Consider the following 19,227-nt stretch of genomic DNA (forward strand, 5'->3'; position numbering starts at 1 on the left):
GCGTCGTGGAGCGCTCGCATATCGTGGTCGGCATGCCCGCGCACACCACGACGCAGACTCAGCGCCTGCTGCGCACCCTGTTCGGGGACTACTGGCTGGCCGAGAACGCGTGCGCGCCGGCGGGCGCGGTGGCGGAGATGCTCGGCGAGTACGGGGTGTCCGTCGCGGCTGCGCGTGCCGCGCTGCGGCGGTCCGCGCAGAAGGGCATGCTGACCGCGAGCAAGTCGGGCAGGTCGACCCGGTACGGCCTCACCGAGCACGGCCGGTCCACGCTCGTAGAGGTGTGGGAGCGGATCGTGGGATTCGGGGCTACCGGTGAGGCGTGGGAGGGGCGGTGGACCTGTGTCGCCTTCTCGGTGCCGGAACAGCAGCGGGACCTGCGTCATCGCTTGCGCAGCCGGTTGCGGTGGCTCGGCTTCGCGCCGCTCTACGACGGCGTCTGGGTGTGCCCCGGTGTGCGGGACCAGCAGGCTCGGTCGGTGCTCGCGGAAACCCGGATCGGTGCGGCGACGGTGTTCGTCGGGCAGGAGGCCGGCAGCGGCGTCGACTTCGGTCGTGCCCTCGACGCGTGGGATCTGGACGCGGTACGTGTCGAGTGCGAGCGGTTCGTGGAGGAGACCGCGGAGCTCGATCGCCGGGTGCGGGCCGGTCTGGTCGCGCCGGTGGAGGCGCTGCGGTCGCGCACACAGCTGATGGTTCGGTGGGTCAGCCTGGTCAACGACGTGCCCGATCTTCCGCCCGAGTTGCTACCCGGTGACTGGCCGGCGTGGGAGGCCAGGCGCCTCTGGGCTGCGGTGTACGACGGCTTGCGGGTACCGGCGCTCTACCGGGTCCGCCAGATCGTCGCCGAGTACGCGCCCGAGCTCGTGGATCAGGTGGAGGCTCGCTCGGTCGAGGGGCCCGCCTAGGTGTACTCGATACCTGTTCGGTCACGGGTGAGCGCACCGAGTGCGACATGGTGCGACCGTTCGGCGACCGAGCTCCATCCGCCGACGTCCCGGGTGTTGCTAGGTCTCTCGATCAAGACGTTCCGGCACTCGATTTGAGCCCGAGTGTCGCTTTCGCGACGCCGCGCGCCGAAGGTCTGCCAGAGTGAACAGCTCGCCTTGTTGTGCGTCGGCTTGGGTATGCGGCAGCCCATCGGTACAGCGGCGGCAGGTCACCTCGTCGTCGGTGGGTTCCAGTACGCGGTGATCCCACCCGCCGATCGGGGCGCCGCACGCCGGCAGCCACTGTTCGGTGACCAGATGAACCGTCCCGCTGGGCGCGCGGCCATGCGCACCGGGATGCGCCGCCGCCCATGCTTCCGGTGGCACCACCGAGCGTCGTGCCCTGGGCGAGGCGTGGTGTACCTGCCGCTGCAGCGCTCGCGGTTCACCCCGAGAACGCGCGGATCGCGGAGGCAGAGCGAACAGTCCTGCGGGCGCAGAGTCGTCGACATCCACAACTCCCAGAGTGCCGCGCGCCGAGCCGTACGCGTGGCGCGGCACGGCCACTACCACGCGACCGGAGCAGACAGCTCACCCGGTTGGAGCCACGTGTGCGCTCGCCAGAGCCCGGGTATCCCAGCGAGCTGGCTGCTGGCGTTCGCGGACGCGGCCGGATCGCGAGATGTGATTGTCGAGCTTGAGCCGGTGCCACCGAGCATCCACCGGCGGTGGACGCGCTATGCGGCATGAAGCACCGGGTCGTTTGCCGGGTGCCGGCGGAACAGCTGCGCAGGCCGTGCCGCCGGTGACCAGAACACTCAGCGTTCGGGCGTTCGGGGGATTCAGCTGCTTGCTCCTGCCACGTTGCTGTGCCGCCGACGTCCAAGCCAGTGGTCTGGCCCGGCCCGCTGCTGGATTTCTCCTGAGCCTGCTGTCCGAGGCAGGCCCGCCGGAAGGACTCCTCCCGAACTACGGTCGACAACCGCACGTCGCTGCCCGCTCCGCTCCGGGAACGGGTTGCGACGGAACGTTGGGGTTACTGCTTGCGCCATTCGCCGCAGCTGTGGGTGGTGAAGTCCTGGCCATCGGACAGGGTGACCGTTGGATTTCCGCCGCCGGGCAGGTCGTTCTCGACGATGTCGTATCCGTTCGACCCTGAGGCGGTGATCTCCCAATAGCACATGTCGGATACGCCCTGCGCCCGATACGTGCCCGGGTCGATGTCGACACCGACCGTCCACACGCCATCGGTGATGATGTTCGCGGCGATGATCTGTTCCTGCTCTGTGACCGCCGTTTCGCGCTCGACGAGCGAGGCTTCCCGGTTGTCGAGTTCGGCTTCGCGGCCGTTCAGTTCCGCTTCGCGGTCCTGATTGGCCAATACCCCGGCTTCGTAGGCGTCCAAATCTTCCTGTGGGATCTTTCCCGGAACTTCCCGGGTGACGATCTCGGGTTCGACCATCCACTCGTGGGCCGTGTATCCCATCGCTGCCCCACCGGCGAGGCAGGCGATCGCGATGATCGATGGCAGCCACGATCCGCGGCGGCGCGACTCGCGAGTGGTGTCGTTGTTGTCGACCGGCGAGAGGTCGTCGCTGGTCCAGGTGTCTGTCATGGTGGTTCCTCCCCGTTGCAGGGCTCTTCGTGTTGATTTGGGAACCCGTAACGGGGCGGGACGGAGTGATGCGGTGTCGTGATCTGCGGGAGGTGGGACACTCGCGGTCCTTCACGTCGTCGGCGACGGGGATCGGCGAGCAACCGCGCCAGTCGGTACATGGCTGACGGCGTCATCGAGGCGCCGGGGGGAGAACCGGGCTACCGCAACTCGGGGTGGACCGTCGAGGGCATCGAGTTCGACGAGGCCGCCTACGAGATCAAGGGTCGCGAGCAGGAGGAGGCCTCGGCCATGCTGCTGGGCCGCGTCAGCTACGAGGCGTTCTCGCGGGTGTGGCCGGACATGACCGACGAGTTCCCCGGCTACAACGTGATGCCCAAGTACGTCGTGTCCACCACGCTGCGGGACGACGACCTGGTGTCCAACTGGGGCCAGACGACGATCCTGCGGTCCCTCGACGACGTCGCCGCGCTCAAGGACACCGAGGGCGGGCCGATCATCATCCACGGCAGCGCGAGGTTGAACCGCAACCTGTCCGACGCGGGCCTGATCGACCGCTACCACCTGCTGCTGTTCCCAGTGCTGCTCGGCGCGGGCAAGCGGCTGTTCAGCGACACCGACAAGGACAAGCAGAAGCTCAAGCTGGTGGAGAGCGAGTCCTACGCCAACGGAATCCAGAAGCTCGTCCACGACGTCGTCCACTGGTGAGGTCTGACGTTGTGACCCGGGTCGACAGAACCCACGCTGCTCGGTGCCGGGGATGAGATCAGGCCGGTCAGGTGGATCGCCGGAAGATGTCCGCGAGAGCATTCCGGTCGACCGGACGTGGCGTGACGGCGAGTTGCCGGGTCTGCTTCAGTGTTCCGTCCACGAGCACCTCGGTGTCGTCCTCGGCGTAGCCGAAGGCGTGCAACCCGCTCGGCATCCCGATGTCGCTCATCAATTCGCTGAGGATGTTCGGCAGCGCCTCCGGACCGTCGGTGGTGGTGAACGTGCGGCCGGACAGCAGTTCCGCGGCGCGGAGGTGGCGTGCCGGATCCGCGGGATAGGTCCAGCGGAACACCGCGGGCGCCGTGACCGACACCGCCTGTCCGTGGGGCACCATCGGCATCGCGGGGTACCCCGCCGCGCGGTACTCCCTGACAGCGCCCGCGACCGGATAGGACGCGGCGTGCGGGAGGTGGGTGCCGGCGTTGCCGAAGCCGGTGCCCGCATATGTCGAGGCCAGGGCCATGGCGGTGCGGGCGCGGAGGTCGCGTCCGTTGAAAACGGCGGCGCGGAGGTTGGCGCCGACGAGCCGGAGCGCGGTTTCGCACCAGATGTCGCTGATCGGGTTCGCGCCGCAGAACGCGGGCCGGCGCTGCGGGTCGTCCGGTGCACGCTTGGCGTCGAACGGTACGGAGGTGTAACTCTCGAGCGCGTGGCACAACACGTCCATCCCGCTGGCCGCAGTGACTTCCGGGGGCAGGCTCAGGGTCGTGCGCGGGTCGATGACGGCGAGCGAGGGGCGCAGGCGGGGATGGCTCACCCCGGCCTTGAGCCGTAACCCCAGCAGGTCCACGACGCAGATCGTCGTGGACTCCGATCCCGTGCCCGCGGTCGTCGGTACTGCGATCAGAGGTTTGAGCGGGAGCCACGGCGCTTTGCCCGCGCCGATCGGCGGCGTCACGAAGTCGAGCAGTTCGCCCGGGTGCGTCGTCAGCAGGTTGACTGCTTTGGCGGTGTCAATCGTGGAACCGCCACCGACCGCGACGAAGCAGTCCCAGGCTCGGCTGCGCCCGGCCTCGGCGGCGGTGGCGATACTCCGGTCGGTCGGCTCGATCGCGACACCGTCGAACACCTCTGCCTTGATGCCGGCCTTCAGCAGGAGGTCGTGAACGAGGTCCGGGACGCCGTGTTCCCGGACGCCCGGGTCGGTGATGACAAGACACGAGGACACACCCATCGCAGCCGCGTCCGTGCCGATCTCGTTCAGTGCTCCCGTTCCGAACTTCAGCGGGGGAGCGGCCCAGGTGAACACGCTCTCGTTGGCCTGGAATGCGGGCATGGTCGGTGGCGTCATTGCTCGGTACCTCCGTCTTCCAGCGGTTATTCCAGATATTGACATGTTCTTCCAACGTAGCTAGCTTGGGTGACCAACGCCACAGCCGAGCGTCATCGAGGTCCGGTAACGCCGTGGAGGTCTCGTGCAACTGACTGCAGAAGAAGAAGCCCTGGCGGCCGGTTCGGTTGGCCCCGCAGTCAAATGGGCGATGGACTATCAGCTCGCCGTCGGACGTTTCTTCGGTGCGCAGCGGTTCGTGCAGGTACGCAGCGCGCACGCCCACTGTGACGGCGAGGCGCTCGGCGAACCAGGTGTCCGCTTTCTCGAGGACCTTGCCGATCAGGGCGCCCGCACCCGGATCCCACTCACGCTGGACCCGCGCTCCACCGACTTCTCCTGTGCGCTCGAGATCGGCCAAGACGAATCTATTGTGGACATCGAGCGACGGATTCTGGCGGCGATGGTACGAATGGGCGCGATGCCGACGAACACGTGCATCAACTACCAGACGGTCGACGTTCCGCACGGTGGCGAGCACCTAGCGTGGGGTGACACCGGAACGGTCATTTACGCCAACGCTGTCGCCGGATCCCGGAGCAACTTCGAGGGAGGGCCGGCCGCGGTCGCCGCCGCGCTGACCGGACGAGTGCCCGAGTACGGCTTCCACCTCGACGAGTGCAGGAGGGGCACCGTGCTCGTTGAGCTGGCCGAGGAACCGCGGAACGCCTCCGACTGGGGCGCGCTGGGCTGCCTGGTGGGGCGCCGGTTCCCCGGTTACTGGGAGGTTCCGGTGATCGACGGCGGGCAGCGCAATCCTGGACCGGACGAGGTCAAGCAGCTGGGTGCGGCACTGGCCAGCTACGGCTCCCACGCGATGTTCCATCTGGTCGGCGTGACCCCGGAGGCGCGCACGAGGGCAGACGCGTTCGGGGGCAACGAGCCGTGGGCATCCATGCGGATCGACCGCGCCGCGCTGGAGAGCGCGTATCTCAGTTTTCCCGCAGGTGGTGCGGCACCGGATATCGTCGTGTTCGGGACGCCCCAGCTGTCCACGTTCGAACTCGCGGAGCTGGCGGCTCTGTTCGAAGGACGCACCGCCCGCTGCCCGGTGTTCGCGACCACGAGCGCGGCGGTGCTGCGCTCCGCCGAGGAGTACGGCTACGCCGAGACGCTGCGGGCCGCCGGCGTCCGGCTCCTCAGCGGCGTGTGCTTCTACCTGATGACAGCGCGGGATCTGGCGCGGCGCAACAACCTGCGCACGATCGTCACCAACTCCGCCAAGCTCGCCAACATCGTCGGCGGATACGGCTACACACCCGTGTTCCGGACGACCGAGGCGTGTGTGGACGCTGCTGTCAACGCCCGGATCGTGGGGTGAGAACCGTGCAACAACTCGTCGGGCCGATCGGATTCGGAGAGGTGGTCGAAGCGCGTGCCTTGGTGTCCACCGACGCGTTCAGCGCCCGCTACGACCTCGATCACACCACCGGCGTGATCAGTAGAAGATCGCACGATTTGTTCGGCGAGTCGGTCGCGGGCAGAGTGCTCGTGGTGCCGACCGCGAAAGGGGGCACTGCCACGGGCTGGCGGCTGCTCGACCTCCGTAGCCGCGGCTTGGCGCCGGCCGCGTTGCTGCTGCGGACGACGAACCCGGTCCTGGTGCAGGGAGCCGTGTTCGCCGGAATACCGATCATGCACCGGCTCGATGTGGACCCGGTGAGGACCATCCGCACCGGGCAGCTGGTGCGCGTGGTGCCGTACGAGGGCCGGGTGGAGGCCCTCGACGATTGACCGAAGCCCGCCCGGACCACGGCGGGACGACGCTGACTAGTCAATGAGGACGGAGTCGCGCGACCATGAACGTGCAGATCCTCGCGTTGCTGATTCTCGTATCCATGTTTGTCCTGGCTTCATTCCTGTCGATCAACCTGGGGATCCTCGCACTCGTGGCCGCCTTCGTCGTAGGCGTCGGCTTCGGCGGCCTGGACGCGGATGCCGTCATCGGCAACTTCCCGGGAGACCTGTTCGTCCTGATCGTCGGTGTGACCTATCTCTTCGCGCTCGCGCAGGAGAACGGAACACTGCAGCGCATCATCGACGTGTCGATGCGGATGGTCGGACACCGGGTCGCGGCAATACCGTGGCTGATGTTCTTCCTCGCCGCGTTCGTCGCGGCCGCTGGTGCCCTGAGTGCCGCGGCGGTGGCCATCGTCGCCCCGGTCGCCCTGCGCTTCGCCGCGCAGCACAAGGTGAACCCGCTGCTCATGGGCTTGATGGTGGTGCAGGGCGCGACGGCTGGTTCCTTCTCGCCGCTGAGCCCCTTCGGCGCCATCACGAACGGTCTGTTGGAAGGCCGTGATCTGCCGAGCGATCCGATGGGTCTGTTCGTCAACAGTCTGCTGTTCAACGTCGTCGCGGCCTGCGTGGTGTTCGCCGTGTTCGGTGGCGTGTCCTTGGTGCGGCGCCGGCAGCGGGAGCAGGTGACCGCGCCGACCGGGGAGCCGGCGTTGATGGGGCCCGGCCGGGGGCCCGGTGCCATGGCGCGGCCGCCGGCCGATCTCGTCGGCACGGACGACGACAGCGACGCCGGCGCGCCCGAGGAGGCCTGCGGTGACGATCGGCCGAGGTCGCGGACGAGCGACGCGGTGCATCAGGTCGCCACTCTCGTCGCCATCGTCGGCCTTGTCCTCAGCACGATGCTGTTCGGCTTGGACGTCGGGTTCGTCGCGCTCACCCTTGCGGTCGCGCTCACGCTGCTGTCCCCGAACCGCTACGGCGAGTGCGTCAAGCTCATCCCTTGGTCGGCCGTGCTTCTCGTGTGCGGCGTGCTGACCTATGTCGGTGTGCTCTCGGAGATCGGCACGATCGACTACCTCAGCGAGTTGTTGACGTCCACCGGCAGCCCGCTGCTGACCGCACTGGCCGCGTGCTACATCGGCGGGGTCATCTCCGCCTTTGCCTCGACGGCCGGCGTGCTCGGTGCCTCGATTCCGCTCGCTGTGCCCGTGCTGGAGGACGGCATGCTGCCGATGCTCGGAACCATCAGCGCGATCGGTGTCGCGTCCAGCGTGGTCGACGTCAGCCCGCTGTCCACCAACGGCGCACTGCTCGTCGCTAACCAGAAGAGCATGGAGCCGCGACTGTTCTTCCGCCGCCTGCTGCTGTGGTCGGTGGTCGTGATCGCGCTGGCACCGCTGCTCAGCTGGCTGCTGTTCGTCGTCCTGCTGTGACGATCGGCCCGTCCCAGTGACGAGTGGAGGAGGCGTCCGTGGCCGAACTGGCCTTCGCGGAGGTCGGCGAGATCCTTCAGCCCGCGCACCGTATCGAGAGTTGTGAGGTGACCGTCGAGTGGAATGGCCCGCGCATCAACCTCCGGCGCGGCACGCCACCGGACGCGCCTCCCGAGGCGCCGGCCGGACGTGGCCTCCCACTGGGTCTGCGTGCGGGCGCCGATGGTCGGCACGTTCTACGGCTCGGGGGCAAGCCGGGCGAGCCGCCGAGCCGCCGTTCGTCGAGGTGGCGGCATCGTGAACATGTTCGTCCCCTCCGCGGGCCGATCGTCACCGAGGCGGCTGAGCGGATCGGGGCTGATCCCGCGGCAACGGCCATGGGGGTCGCGTGGGGTGACGCCTGGACACACATGGTGCAGCCGCTCCAGGCGATTCCGATGCTCGCGATCGCCGGCCTCGGTGTCCGGCAGATCATGGGGTACACGGCAGTGGCGCTGGTGGTGAGCGGTGTCGTGATCGGGGCCGGGCTGCTGGTGCTGTAGCCGGGTCGCACCGACCACGCAGCCACGTTCGAAGGCTGTGCGAGCTTGCCGAGGGGCATGTCGGCGATTAGCTCGGCAAGCCGTTGCGGAGGCACGTTGCGGCCCATGGCCGTGTCCACCAACGCGGGACACCCGGATACGTCGGCAGGCAGCTCGCGGGTCAGCTGGCGCGTCATGGCCACCGCGCAACCCTTGGCCGCCGCGTAGGCGACGCTCGACGTACGGCTGTTCGAGCGCCGGCGGTCGACGCCATGTTCACCACGGCCGCGTCGGGGGAAGCGGCCAGCTACGGTAGGGCCGCGTGCGTGCAGTGGAACACGCCGTCGAGGTCGACCGTCATCGTGTGCCGCCAGCGTTCGGCAGTCACCTCCGCAAACCGCGTGGCCGCCGCGATATCCGCGTTGTTCACGAGGACGTCCATTCCCCGAGTTCGCCGGCGAGCTTCCTGATCGCGGCAGCGGCCGGCGAGATCGGGGAGCGTTCCGGGCGGCGGGTTGACGAGGTCACCGCCAGTCGGGGGTGCCTTCGTGCACGGCCTGGTCGCCACGGACCGCGTGCCCGGCGGTCGGCATGATGTCCCGGCGGTAGGTTTCCGGCAGGAACGAGGCGCACACCAGGCTGATGACGGCGACGACGACGAGGTAGGCGACGAAGTACCACGGGCTGCCCCCGCCCGCGGCGATGAGCACGCTGCCGATGAGCGGCGTCAGACCGCTCGCGACGATCCCCGAGAACTGGTACACGGAGCCCACGCCCGTGTAGCGAACGCGTGTGTCGAACAATTCGGACCAGAACGCGGCGAGCGGAGCGTAGACCGCCGTGTAGACCACCCCCAGAGAGAGTACGATCCCCAGCCATACCAGCGCCGTATCTTCGGTCCGCACCAGCAGGAAGGTAGGTCCGGCGAGCAGCGCGGTCAGCACCACTCCGGCCGTGTAAACGGGTTTCCGCCCCCACCGGTCGGACAGACCGCCGTAGATCGGGATGAAGATGATCCCCACGGCCGAGGCGAGTGCCACGCCGGTGAGACCGACCGACTGCGGCAGCCCGAGATCGTTGGCGACGTACGAGACGATGAGCACGCCGAACGCGTTGAACGCGAGCCCTTCGATCCAGCGCGTTCCCATGCCCAGGAGGAACTCCTTCGGCTGGGTCCTGAGCATCGTGGCGAACGGTACCTTCACCGCTTCCTGGCGTTCCCGGACGGTGGCGAACGCCGGGGTTTCCAGCACCTGCAGGCGGATGTAGAGCCCGACGGCAACCAGCGCGAGGCTCGCGACGAAGGCGATCCGCCAACCCCAGGTCAGGAAGGCCTCTTCCGGCAGGAGGGACAGCAGCGCGAAGGCGCCCGACGCCATCAGCAGGCCTGCGGGAACGCCGGCCTGCGGCCAGCTGCCGAAGAATCCGCGGCGGTCCCGTGGTGCGTACTCCACCGCCATCAGCACCGCGCCACCGTATTCGCCGCCGACGCCGATGCCCTGGACGAGCCGCATCAGCACCAACAGCACCGGAGCGGCCACGCCGATCGTGTCGTAGGTCGGGAGCAACCCGATCGCTGTCGTGCCCACACCCATGATGATCAGCGTGGCGATCAGCATCTTCTTCCGGCCGACGCGGTCGCCGAAATGCCCGAACACCACGCTGCCCAGCGGCCTGGCCAGGAAACCGGCCGCGAAGGTGGCGAACGAGACGATGGTTCCCGTTGTGGGGTCGAGGTTGGTGAAGAAGAGCTTGTTGAACACCAGCCCCGCCGCGGTGCCGTAGAGAAAGAAGTCGTACCACTCGATGGCCGCGCCGATCGACGAGGCCAGGGCGACCTTGCCAACCGAAGGCCGATCGTCCACAGTGCTCGGTGAGTCAGCCACGGCTTCTACCTCCACTACGTTGTGGGGCCACGCTCCGATGTGGAATCGAGAGACTGTACTCCGCTGATGAGAGCCATGACCTCGATGTCGTGACTGCTGCATCCGCGGGACAGGTCGTTTAACGGGGCCCGAAGGCCCTGCAGGATCGGGCCGAGCGCGGTTGCGCCGCCCAGGCGTTCCGCGATCTTGTAGCCGATATTGCCCGCGTCGAGGTTCGGGAACACCAGCACGTTGGCGCGCCCGGCGACGGCCGAATCGGGCGCCTTCGTCCGCGCCACCGCGGCCACCAGGGCGGCGTCCAGTTGCAGCTCACCGTCCACGGGTACGCCTGGGAGGCGCTCGCGCACGAGGGCCGTCGCCGTGCGCACCTTGTCGACCGACGGATGCCGCGCACTGCCTTGCGTACTGAAGGAAAGCATGGCGACGACGGGGTGCCGGGAGGTGAGTGTGCGGTAGTTCTCCGCTGCCGCCACCGCGACGTCGGCGAGCTGCTCGGCATCCGGGTCCGGGAGAACCGCACAGTCGGCGAACGCCAGTACCCGGCCGTCGGTGAGGGCCATGAGGAAGACGCTGCTGATGTGCCGGACTCCGGGTGCGGGCCCGATCAACCTGAGCGCGGCGCGCAGCACGTCGGCCGTGGGGCGCGCGGCCCCCGCGACACAGGCGTCGAACAGGTCGGCCCGCACGGCGGCCGCCGCGCTGTAGAGAGGGTCGCAGCGGGCGGCTCGGTAACATGACGCCGGCCGGTGCGCGAACGCCGCCCGCATTCTCCGCGCCACCGCGGCCTCCCTGGCGAGCTGACGCGGATCCACGACGAGCGACGGCGGAATGGGACCGCCGCTCGCCGTGTGGACGCGTTCCGGCCTGCCGAGGAGCCGGACCTCGGGGCCACCCTGCTCGTGCAGCCGGGTTGCCGCGCCGATCGCGCGCGGATCCTCCCCGTCGGCGAGTAGGACCCGGGCCGGCCGCCGGGTGAGCCGTTCCCGCCAGTGGGCGACGAGCTCGGCGGTGGGCGGCCCGCCGGCCGGCCACGCGGGGGCGGGTACCGGCCCCACCGCCGTGTCGCTCATCGTGCCTCCTTCCCGGGCGAGTCCGGTCAGGCGTTCGCGGAGAGGTGCGCGTACTTGTCCAGGTGGCGCTGTGGGTAGCGCATGGCGTCCCGGCGGAAGGGGTCGCCCAGCTCGAGGGGGTCGGCGTGGACCTGGACCACCGTGGGGCGGCCTGAGTCGAGGGCTTCCTTGATCGCGGGCTGGATGTCGTCCTCGGTGCTCGCGGTGATCCCGTTGGCGCCCATCGCACGCGCGATCTCGGCGAAGTCGGGATTGTCCAAGTTGGATCCGACATACCGGTCGCCGAACCAGATCACCTGGTTCTTCTTCTCCGCGCCCCATTGCTTGTTGTTCCACACCACGGAGACGACGGGGATGTCCTCGCGGACCGCGGTCATCACCTCGGCCAGACTCATTCCCCACGCACCGTCACCGACATAGGACAGCACGGGCCGGTCGGGTGCCGCCAACTTGGCGCCCAGCGCGGTCGGGTAGGCGTAGCCGCAGTTGCCGAAGGTCATCGCGGCGAGGAAGCTGCGGGGCGTCTCGAAATGCAGGTACGAGTTGGAGACCGAGCAGATGTTGCCGATGTCGGTCGACACGATTGCATCCTGCGGCAGGACGTCGCGGATCAACGACAGCGCCCGGCGAGGGCTGATCGGCTCCCCGCTGCGGGAGCTCCAGGTCTCGAGCTCGTCGGCCCAGGCCGCCTTCTCGTCGGCGATCCGCGCGAGCCGGTGCGAGTCCGGGCGCCGATCGGCCTGCTCGGCTTTGAGCAGCCGGATGAGCTCCGCGGCCGAGGATTTCGCGTCCCCGCAGATGCCCAGCTCGATCTTCTTGGTCAGCCCGAGCCTGCGGTGGTCGGCGTCGATCTGGATGATCTTCGCGTCGGAGGGCCAGTAGTCGAGGCCGTGCTGGGGGAGCGTGCCGAACGGGTTCAGGCGGCAGCCGAGGGCCAGCACCACATCGGCTTCGGAGATCAGGCGCATGGCCGCTTTGGAGCCCTGGTAGCCCAGTGGACCGACGGCTAGCCGGTGGCTGTACGGGAACGAATCGTTGTGCAGGTAGGAGTTCGCCACAGGCGCGGTGAGGTACTCGGCGAGGGCGGCGACCTCCTCGACTCCGTCCGCGGCGACGACGCCGCCGCCCGCGATGATCACCGGCTTGCGGGCGTTGGCCAGCAGCGCGGCGGCCGCTCGGAGCCGCTCGGCGTCACCGGGCCCGCGCCGTAGCTCCGCCGACGGGTAGATGTCGTACTCGGCCGTGCCGTAGAAGTAGTCGCGGGGGATGTCGACCTGCACGGGCCCGTTCTCCGCCTTCGCGACGTAGAACGCCCTGCGCAGCAACTCCGACATCCGATCGGGGCGGTTCACCTGTACTTGCCATTTGGTGATCTTCGAGAAGATCGGGAGCTGGTCGGTCTCCTGGAACCCACCGAGGCCGACGCCCGCGGAGCCGGCCGAGGGTGTGATCACGACCATCGGCGTGTGCGCCCAGTACGCGGCGGTGACGGCCGTGACGAAGTTGGTGATGCCCGGCCCGTTCTGGGCGACAACGGCCGTCGGCCTGCCGGTGACGCGGGCGTACCCGTCCGCCATATGGGCGGCGTTCTGCTCGTGCGCAACCGGCAGGAACCGGATGCCGGCGTCCGGGAAGAGGTCCAGCGCGTCCATATAGGCCGAGCCCACGATGCCCGGCACCAGGGTGACGCCTTCGGCCACCAGCTGCTCGACGAACGCTTCGCTCGCCGACATCGTCGTCGGGCCGCTGTACTCAGGCACCATTGCCTCCCAGGGTATTCCAATATATGACACGATATTCCACACACGACGCTAGAGGAGTGGAAAACGGGTGTCAACGATCCGGGGTAAGCTTCTTCCAATATGTGATAGGAGGTGCCATGTCGGCTGAGGGCAATGGGGGGCCGCGCAACGCCGGGCCCATCGTCGGCGCGCAGACGATTTCGCGTGCTTTCGCCGTACTGAGGCTGTTCCAGCAGCGCCGCGGCGACCTCGGGGTCGGCACGATCGCCAAGGAGCTCGGCCTCAACCTCAGTACGACGCACCGCATCGTGCGAGCGCTGGTCAGTGAGGGCTACCTCGCCCAGAACGAGGACAACGAGCGCTATTACCTGGGTACCGGGGCGCTGCTGCTCGGCCAGGCCGCGCACCGTAACTTCGGGTTGGACGTCGTATACCCGGTGCTGCAGCAGGTGTCGGCCAACACGGGAGAGTCGGTCAATCTCGGTGTGCTGTCCGGGGATGCCGCCGTCGTGGTCGAACGGATCGAATCGCCCGCGCCGCTGCGGTTCACCCAGCCGCCGGGCACGCGCGTTCCCCTGCACGCCTCCGCGATGGGCAAGGTGCTGCTGGCGTTCAATCCCGAGGCAGAGCAGCTGGCGTTGCGAGGCGTCAAGAAGCTGGAACGGTTCACGCCCAACACCATCGTCTCGCCGAAGGATCTCCGCGCGGAACTCGAGCGGATCCGGGTCCGCGGGTGGAGCATCGACAACGAGGACTCGAACCTCGGGGTGCGCTGCGTCGGTGCGCCGATCTGCGACGGGAGCGGAATCGCCAGGGCGGCCATCGCTATCCAAGCGCCCGCCGTCCGGGTTCCCGACGAGCGGCTCGAGGATCTCGGCCCCGAGGCAGTCCGGGCTGCCAAGGAGATCTCGACCCTCCTGCCGCCGGGGCACAGCTTCTGAGGGCCCGTTTCCCTCTATGGAGTGACTCAGCACACAATTCCGCCGGTGGTCAGGGGCGTTGACGCGCCCGGGCGGGCCTCGTAGGTTGTGGGATTACCTACCACATTGTGAAATACCGTGGGAGGTCGACGCCGGGTTGCCGGCCAGGTGTGTGCTCAGCCAGTCGCAGCGTCGCGACGACGCGCGGCCACGTCAGAAGGGACGCGGGCCATGGATACACAGGACACCTCCGCCGCAGAGACCGTCGCCGCACTCGTGGCCAGGGCCAGAGCGGCGCAGGCGGTGTTCGAGGACTTCGACCAGCAACGGGTGGACGACGTGGTGGCGGGCGCCGCGTGGGCCATCTACCGGCCGGACCGCGCGCGTGAGCTCGCGGAGATCGCCGTCCGCGACACCGGACTTGGCAACGCCGAGGACAAGGTCGCGAAGAACCAGCGCAAGACCCTCGGCACACTGCGGGACCTCACCGGAGTCAAATCGGTCGGGGTGATCCGGGAGGATCCTGCGACGGGAATCACCGAGTACGCCAAGCCGGTCGGCGTGGTGGCTGCAGTGTGCCCCTCGACGAACCCCGCCGCCACCCCGGCCAACAAGACCATGATGGCGCTCAAGGGTCGCAACGCCGTCATCCTCTCGCCGTCCCCGAAAGGGGCGTCCACATGCCGGCTGCTCGTCGAGTACATCCATGCCGAGCTCGACAAGGTCGGCGCGCCGCGCGACCTGGTGCAGTATGTGGCCGAGCCGAGCAAGGCATTGACCAACGAACTGATGAGTCAGGCCGACCTCGTCGTCGTCACGGGATCGCAGCGCAACGTCCGGCAGGCTTACCGCAGTGGTACTCCGGCGATCGGGGTGGGTGCGGGAAACGCCCCGGTGATCGTCGACGCCGACGCCGACATCGCCGACGCGGCCGAGAAGATCCGGCGGAGCAAGACGTTCGACTACGCCACGAGCTGCTCGTCGGAGAACTCCGTACACATCCACGACACCGTCTACGACGCCACGCTCCGGGCGCTCGAGGACCAGGGCGGGTACCTGCTGACCAGTGAGGAGAAGGAGCGCCTGGCCGGCGTGATGTGGCCGAACGGCAAGCTCAGCCCGGCCGTGACCGCACAGCCGCCCGGCAAGCTCGCGGCACTCGCCGGTCTGGACTCGCCGGCCGCCCGGTCGGCGAGCTTCTTCATGGTGCAGGAGGAGGGGGTCGGTCCCGAGTACCCGTTCAGTGGCGAGAAGCTGTCGGTGGTGCTCACCGTCTACCGGTTCGGGCGGCTCGACGACGCGCTCCAGCGGATCCAGCAGCTGCTCGACTACCAGGGCGCGGGACATTCCTGCGGGATCCACACCCGCAGCGAGGAGCACGCCCGGATGGTCGCCGAGCGGCTGCGGGTGGCGCGCGTGCTGGTCAACCAGGCCCACTGCTTCGGTACCGGCGGAGGCTTCGACAACGGTCTCGGCTTCACCCTCACGATGGGCGCCGGGACCTGGGCGGGCAACAGCATCAGCGACAACCTGTCCTACCGGCATTTCCTCAACATCACGCGGCTGGCCCGCGTCATCCCGCCCCGCATTCCCACCGAGGAACAACTGTGGGGCCGCTACCTCGAAACCTACGGGCGGTGACGGATGAAGCTACTGGAACACCAGGGCAAGCAGTTCCTCGCGCAGGCCGGTCTGCCCGTGCCGCGCGGACGTGTCGTCACGACACCCGACGGCGCACGGCAGGCCGCCGCGGCGCTGGCTACCCGCGTCGCGCTGAAGGCGCAGATTCCGGCGGGGAAGCGGGGCAAGTCCGGCGGGATCCGCTTCGCGGACACGCCAGAGCAGGCGCAGGCGGCCGCGGCGGACCTGCTGGGCCACGAGCTGGCCGGCACGGTCGTCGACACCCTGCTCGTCGAGGAGTGCGCCGACATCCGCACCGAGCTCTACGCGGCGGTGCTCAACGACCCCGCGAGCAAGGGCCCGCTGGTGCTGTTCTCGGCCGAGGGCGGGATGGACATCGAAGAGGTCGGCGCCCGCGACCCCGAGGCCATCCGCAGGCGAGCCGTGGACATCCGGTCCGGTCTCACCGAGGCCGCCGCACGCGGGCTCGTAGGCGGGTTGCCCCAGGACGTCCAGGACACGGTGACCGCCGCGCTGCTGGCGATGTACCGGCTGTATCGCGACATCGACGCCGAACTGGTCGAGATCAACCCCCTCGTGGTGACGTCGGCGGGCGAGGTCGTGGCGCTGGACAGCAAGATCACGATCGACCCTGGTGCGGTGAGCAGGCACGAGGAACTGCTCTCCGAGGTGCTCGCCCACGAGGACGAGGGCGGTACCGTGCTCGAACGCCGCGGGCGTGCGCTGGGCCTGCAGTTCCTCGAACTCGACGGCGAGATCGGGGTGCTGGCCAACGGCGCCGGGCTGACCATGACCACGCTCGACGCCATCAACCACTACGGTGGCAGGCCCGCGAACTTCCTGGAGATCGGCGGCGACGCCTACACGAAAGCGACGCCGGCGTTGCAGCTCGTCCTGGACAACCCGCGGGTGCGCAGCCTGGTGGTGAACTTCTGCGGTGCCTTCGCCCGCACCGACGTGATGACCGGCGGGGTGCTCTCGGCCATCGAGGAACTCTGCCCGGACGTGCCGATCTTCTTCTCGATCCACGGAACGGGCGAGGACAAGGCCATCCGCCTGGTGCGGGAACAGCTGGGCGTCGAACCCTACGACACGATGGACGACGCCGTGCGCGCGGCAATCGACGCGGCCGGTGCCGACGACACCCCGGCGCGGGGGAAGGTGGCGGGCTGATGCTGGTCTCCGAACACGACAACGTGATCGTGCAGGGCCTCACCGGACGACAGGGTTCGTTCTGGGCCGAGCGCATGGCCGAGTGCGGAACCCGGATCGTCGCCGGGGCGAGCCCGGGCAAGGGCGGCCGGACGGTCGGCGGTGTACCGGTGTACGACTCGGTCGCCGAGGCCGCGCGCAGCCACCGGCTCGACGTGTCGGTGCTGTTCGTCCCGCCGCTCGCCGTGCGCAAGGCCGCGAGCGACGCCGTGGCCGCCGGGGTGCGGAAGATCGTGCTGCTGACCGAGCACGTGCCCTATCAGGACGTCATGCACGTGCTGGCCGACGCCCGCGACGCGGGGGCGCAGGTGCTCGGGCCGAACACCGCGGGCCTGGTCGTACCCGGCGTCGCGTCGGTGGGCATCATGCCGGGCTTCGCGACCAACATCTTTCAGCCCGGCTCGATCGGGGTCATCTCGCGCAGTGGCAGTCTGGGCACGCTCGTGGCCCTCAATCTCGTGGCTGCCGGATACGGGCAGTCGGCGTTCATCGGCATCGGCGGAGACCCGATACTCGGCACCACGACGCTGGACGCGGTGCGGGAGCTCGATGCCGACGACCGTACCGATGCGGTCGTGCTCGTCGGCGAGATCGGCGGTTCGATGGAGGAGGACGCCGCCGCCTACGTCGCCACGATGAACAAGCCCGTGGTCGCGTTCATCGCGGGCCGCTCCGCCCCGCCGGACCGACGGATGGGGCACGCCGGCGCGATCGTAAGCGCGGGCAAAGGCAGTGGAGCGTCGAAGGTGGACGCGCTGACGGCCGCGGGGGCGACCGTTGTCGACCTGCCGAGCGGCATCGGAGCCGCGCTGCGGGCCGCCGGGGTGTCGCCGGGCCGCACAGCTGCCGCCTGAGGGGTGCCCGTTCCCGGACCGGCCCGCGTCATTCCAGCGGGCTGGTCCGGGGCGTGAGGATCAGGTCGGTCAGCCGACGCGACTGCGGTGGGATGCCCCGCACGTCGACGTCGAGGTCCGCGTCGCGGGCCCGGTCCACCGCTGAGCGTAGAGCCAGCGCTCCGGTGGTGTCGATCCGGCCGAGACGGGTCAGGTCGAGCACCAGCCGTGCTGCGTCAGGATGTTTGGCCAGCACGTCGAGGAGCAGGTCGTCGAGTCGCTGAGCCGTCCCGAACCACAGCACGCCGCGCGGCGCGATCGTGACGACACCCTGCCGCACCGCGATGTCGACATCGAGTTGCAGCAAGCGCCACAGGAACACGAGGATCGACAGCCCGATCCCGAGCAGCACGGCCAGATCGAGCCGTGGCGCCAGCACCAGCGTGGCGAGGAACGTCGCCCACGCGATGGCCGCCTGCGGCGGCGAGATCCGCCACAGCCGCACCAGCGGCCGGAAGCGCAGCAGACCGGTGACGGCCAGGATGACGATCGCTCCCAGCACGGCGAGAGGAAGTGGCTCGAGCACCGCGGCGAACGGAAGGAACGCCAGCACGGTCGCACCGGTGATCGCGCCCGACGATCGCGTCCTCGCCCCGGACATCCGGTTCACCGAACTGCGGGAGAACGATCCGCCGCAGGGCATGCCACCGACCGCGGCCGCGGCGAGGTTGGCCACACCCTGGCTGAGGAACTCTCGGTTCGAGTCCCAGTGGGTCCCGTCCTCGGCCGCGAATCGCCGCGCGATCGATGCCGCCTCGCTGAACCCGACGAGCGCGATGATCGCGCCGGGCAAGAGCAGTTCGGGCAGCCGGTGCCAGGGGATGCCGTCGAGGGTGAAGGGCGGGAGACCGGCGGGGATGTGGTCGACGACGGCGCCGGGGTAGCCGCCGAGCATCGTGAGTCCGATGCCCGCCACCGCGGCCAGGAGCACCCCCGGAACGAGCGGGTGGATCCGGCGCGCGCCGACGATCACCAGCGCGGTGGCGGCCGCGACGGCGAGCGCGGGCAGGCTCCACTGGCCGGGGTGCAGCAGTGTCCACCCCGCCGCGACGATCTCGTTGCCCGCGCCGGGCGGTGCCGCGCCCAGCGCTTTCGGTAGCTGGGAGGCCGCGATGAGCACGGCCGCGGCGGGTACGAAACCGAGCAGCATGGGCTGCGACATCAGGTACGCCAGCCAGCCGCCTCGCAGCAGGCCGAGGCCGACGCGGACCACGCCGACGACGAGGGCGAGTGCGAGGCCGAGCCCGACATACTCGGGGCTTCCTGGGGTGGCGAGCGAACCGAGCGCTCCCGCCGTCAAGAGCGCGGTGATCGCGACCGGGCCGGTCTGCAGGTACGGCGACGACGCGAACAGCGCCGCCAGCACGGGCGGCAGGGCGCCCGCGTAGAGCCCCGCGACGGGCGGCATCCCGGCCAGCTCGGCGTAGGCCAACGACTGGGGAATGCCGACCATGGCCACGCTCACTCCGGCGACCGCGTCGTACATCAGCGTCCGCGCCGTAGCGCGCCGCGTTCCGCCCACGG

17 protein-coding genes are annotated in these 19,227 nt (G+C 69.2%); 10 read left to right on the forward strand and 7 right to left on the reverse strand.

Features of this window, described 5'->3' with window-relative positions:
- Nucleotides 1–5: 5 nt before the first annotated feature.
- On the forward strand, nucleotides 6–908 hold the full coding sequence (locus ACFSZT_RS14440; RefSeq protein WP_377392034.1) for a PaaX family transcriptional regulator: 903 nt from the start codon (nucleotides 6–8) through the stop codon (nucleotides 906–908).
- Between the two features lie 1,057 nt (nucleotides 909–1,965).
- Here the strand turns inward: ACFSZT_RS14440 and ACFSZT_RS14445 are convergent.
- Nucleotides 1,966–2,544 (reverse strand): hypothetical protein, encoded by a 579-nt coding sequence (locus ACFSZT_RS14445; RefSeq protein ID WP_377392031.1) that lies wholly within the window; start codon nucleotides 2,542–2,544, stop codon nucleotides 1,966–1,968.
- 159 nt (nucleotides 2,545–2,703) lie between these two features.
- Between ACFSZT_RS14445 and ACFSZT_RS14450 the strand changes: the two genes are divergently transcribed.
- Entirely contained in the window at nucleotides 2,704–3,252 is a 549-nt protein-coding gene (locus ACFSZT_RS14450) for a dihydrofolate reductase family protein (protein WP_377478259.1), read from the forward strand.
- 67 nt (nucleotides 3,253–3,319) lie between these two features.
- Here ACFSZT_RS14450 and ACFSZT_RS14455 read toward each other — a convergent pair whose 3' ends face one another.
- Nucleotides 3,320–4,606 carry a hydroxyacid-oxoacid transhydrogenase gene (locus ACFSZT_RS14455; RefSeq protein ID WP_377392659.1) on the reverse strand — a complete coding sequence of 429 codons (1,287 nt, stop codon included), beginning with the start codon at nucleotides 4,604–4,606 and terminating at the stop codon, nucleotides 3,320–3,322.
- Nucleotides 4,607–4,730: 124 nt separating this feature from the next.
- Between ACFSZT_RS14455 and ACFSZT_RS14460 the strand changes: the two genes are divergently transcribed.
- The 4 genes from ACFSZT_RS14460 to ACFSZT_RS14475 all read left to right on the forward strand — a co-directional run bounded on the left by ACFSZT_RS14460 (nucleotide 4,731) and on the right by ACFSZT_RS14475 (nucleotide 8,360).
- On the forward strand, nucleotides 4,731–5,966 hold the full coding sequence (locus ACFSZT_RS14460) for an aconitase X (RefSeq protein ID WP_377392656.1): 1,236 nt from the start codon (nucleotides 4,731–4,733) through the stop codon (nucleotides 5,964–5,966).
- Between the two features lie 5 nt (nucleotides 5,967–5,971).
- Nucleotides 5,972–6,379, forward strand: a complete 408-nt coding sequence (locus tag ACFSZT_RS14465; protein ID WP_377392653.1) for an aconitase X swivel domain-containing protein — start codon at nucleotides 5,972–5,974, stop codon at nucleotides 6,377–6,379.
- A 65-nt stretch (nucleotides 6,380–6,444) separates the two neighbouring features.
- Complete coding sequence (locus ACFSZT_RS14470; protein WP_377392650.1) at nucleotides 6,445–7,818, forward strand: SLC13 family permease; 1,374 nt, start codon at nucleotides 6,445–6,447, stop codon at nucleotides 7,816–7,818.
- A gap of 38 nt (nucleotides 7,819–7,856) precedes the next feature.
- Nucleotides 7,857–8,360 (forward strand): TIGR00366 family protein, encoded by a 504-nt coding sequence (locus ACFSZT_RS14475; RefSeq protein WP_377392647.1) that lies wholly within the window; start codon nucleotides 7,857–7,859, stop codon nucleotides 8,358–8,360.
- A gap of 286 nt (nucleotides 8,361–8,646) precedes the next feature.
- Here ACFSZT_RS14475 and ACFSZT_RS14480 read toward each other — a convergent pair whose 3' ends face one another.
- Genes ACFSZT_RS14480 through xsc form a run of 4 tightly spaced genes read right to left on the reverse strand, consistent with a single transcriptional unit; the run spans nucleotide 8,647 to nucleotide 13,058 of the window.
- Complete coding sequence (locus ACFSZT_RS14480; protein ID WP_377392644.1) at nucleotides 8,647–8,907, reverse strand: SDR family NAD(P)-dependent oxidoreductase; 261 nt, start codon at nucleotides 8,905–8,907, stop codon at nucleotides 8,647–8,649.
- Nucleotides 8,864–10,225 carry an MFS transporter gene (locus ACFSZT_RS14485; RefSeq protein ID WP_377392641.1) on the reverse strand — a complete coding sequence of 454 codons (1,362 nt, stop codon included), beginning with the start codon at nucleotides 10,223–10,225 and terminating at the stop codon, nucleotides 8,864–8,866. The genes ACFSZT_RS14480 and ACFSZT_RS14485 overlap by 44 nt, the downstream gene beginning before the upstream one ends.
- Nucleotides 10,226–10,239: 14 nt before the next feature.
- A complete protein-coding gene (locus ACFSZT_RS14490; RefSeq protein ID WP_377392639.1) occupies nucleotides 10,240–11,295 on the reverse strand; it encodes a phosphotransacetylase in 1,056 nt (351 codons plus the stop codon).
- 26 nt (nucleotides 11,296–11,321) lie between these two features.
- Nucleotides 11,322–13,058 carry a sulfoacetaldehyde acetyltransferase gene (gene xsc, locus ACFSZT_RS14495; RefSeq protein ID WP_377392637.1) on the reverse strand — a complete coding sequence of 579 codons (1,737 nt, stop codon included), beginning with the start codon at nucleotides 13,056–13,058 and terminating at the stop codon, nucleotides 11,322–11,324.
- 116 nt (nucleotides 13,059–13,174) lie between these two features.
- Here xsc and ACFSZT_RS14500 point away from each other — a divergent pair, with 116 nt between their 5' ends.
- The 4 genes from ACFSZT_RS14500 to ACFSZT_RS14515 all read left to right on the forward strand — a co-directional run bounded on the left by ACFSZT_RS14500 (nucleotide 13,175) and on the right by ACFSZT_RS14515 (nucleotide 17,664).
- Nucleotides 13,175–13,978, forward strand: coding sequence for an IclR family transcriptional regulator (locus ACFSZT_RS14500; protein ID WP_377392635.1), 804 nt, complete (start codon nucleotides 13,175–13,177; stop codon nucleotides 13,976–13,978).
- A 210-nt stretch (nucleotides 13,979–14,188) separates the two neighbouring features.
- Nucleotides 14,189–15,598 (forward strand): acylating sulfoacetaldehyde dehydrogenase, encoded by a 1,410-nt coding sequence (sauS, locus tag ACFSZT_RS14505; protein WP_377392633.1) that lies wholly within the window; start codon nucleotides 14,189–14,191, stop codon nucleotides 15,596–15,598.
- A gap of 3 nt (nucleotides 15,599–15,601) precedes the next feature.
- Entirely contained in the window at nucleotides 15,602–16,771 is a 1,170-nt protein-coding gene (locus ACFSZT_RS14510) for a succinate--CoA ligase subunit beta (RefSeq protein WP_377392630.1), read from the forward strand.
- The gene (locus ACFSZT_RS14515) at nucleotides 16,771–17,664 is read left to right on the forward strand and encodes a succinate--CoA ligase subunit alpha (protein ID WP_377392627.1); all 894 of its coding nucleotides are present in this window, start codon (nucleotides 16,771–16,773) and stop codon (nucleotides 17,662–17,664) included. Before ACFSZT_RS14510 ends, ACFSZT_RS14515 begins: the two co-directional genes overlap by 1 nt.
- Before the next feature lie 28 nt (nucleotides 17,665–17,692).
- Here ACFSZT_RS14515 and ACFSZT_RS14520 read toward each other — a convergent pair whose 3' ends face one another.
- Nucleotides 17,693–19,225 (reverse strand): SulP family inorganic anion transporter, encoded by a 1,533-nt coding sequence (locus tag ACFSZT_RS14520; RefSeq protein ID WP_377392624.1) that lies wholly within the window; start codon nucleotides 19,223–19,225, stop codon nucleotides 17,693–17,695.
- Nucleotides 19,226–19,227 lie beyond the last annotated feature (2 nt).

Source organism: Prauserella oleivorans (genome assembly GCF_042685745.1).
Taxonomy (GTDB): domain Bacteria; phylum Actinomycetota; class Actinomycetes; order Mycobacteriales; family Pseudonocardiaceae; genus Prauserella_A; species Prauserella_A oleivorans.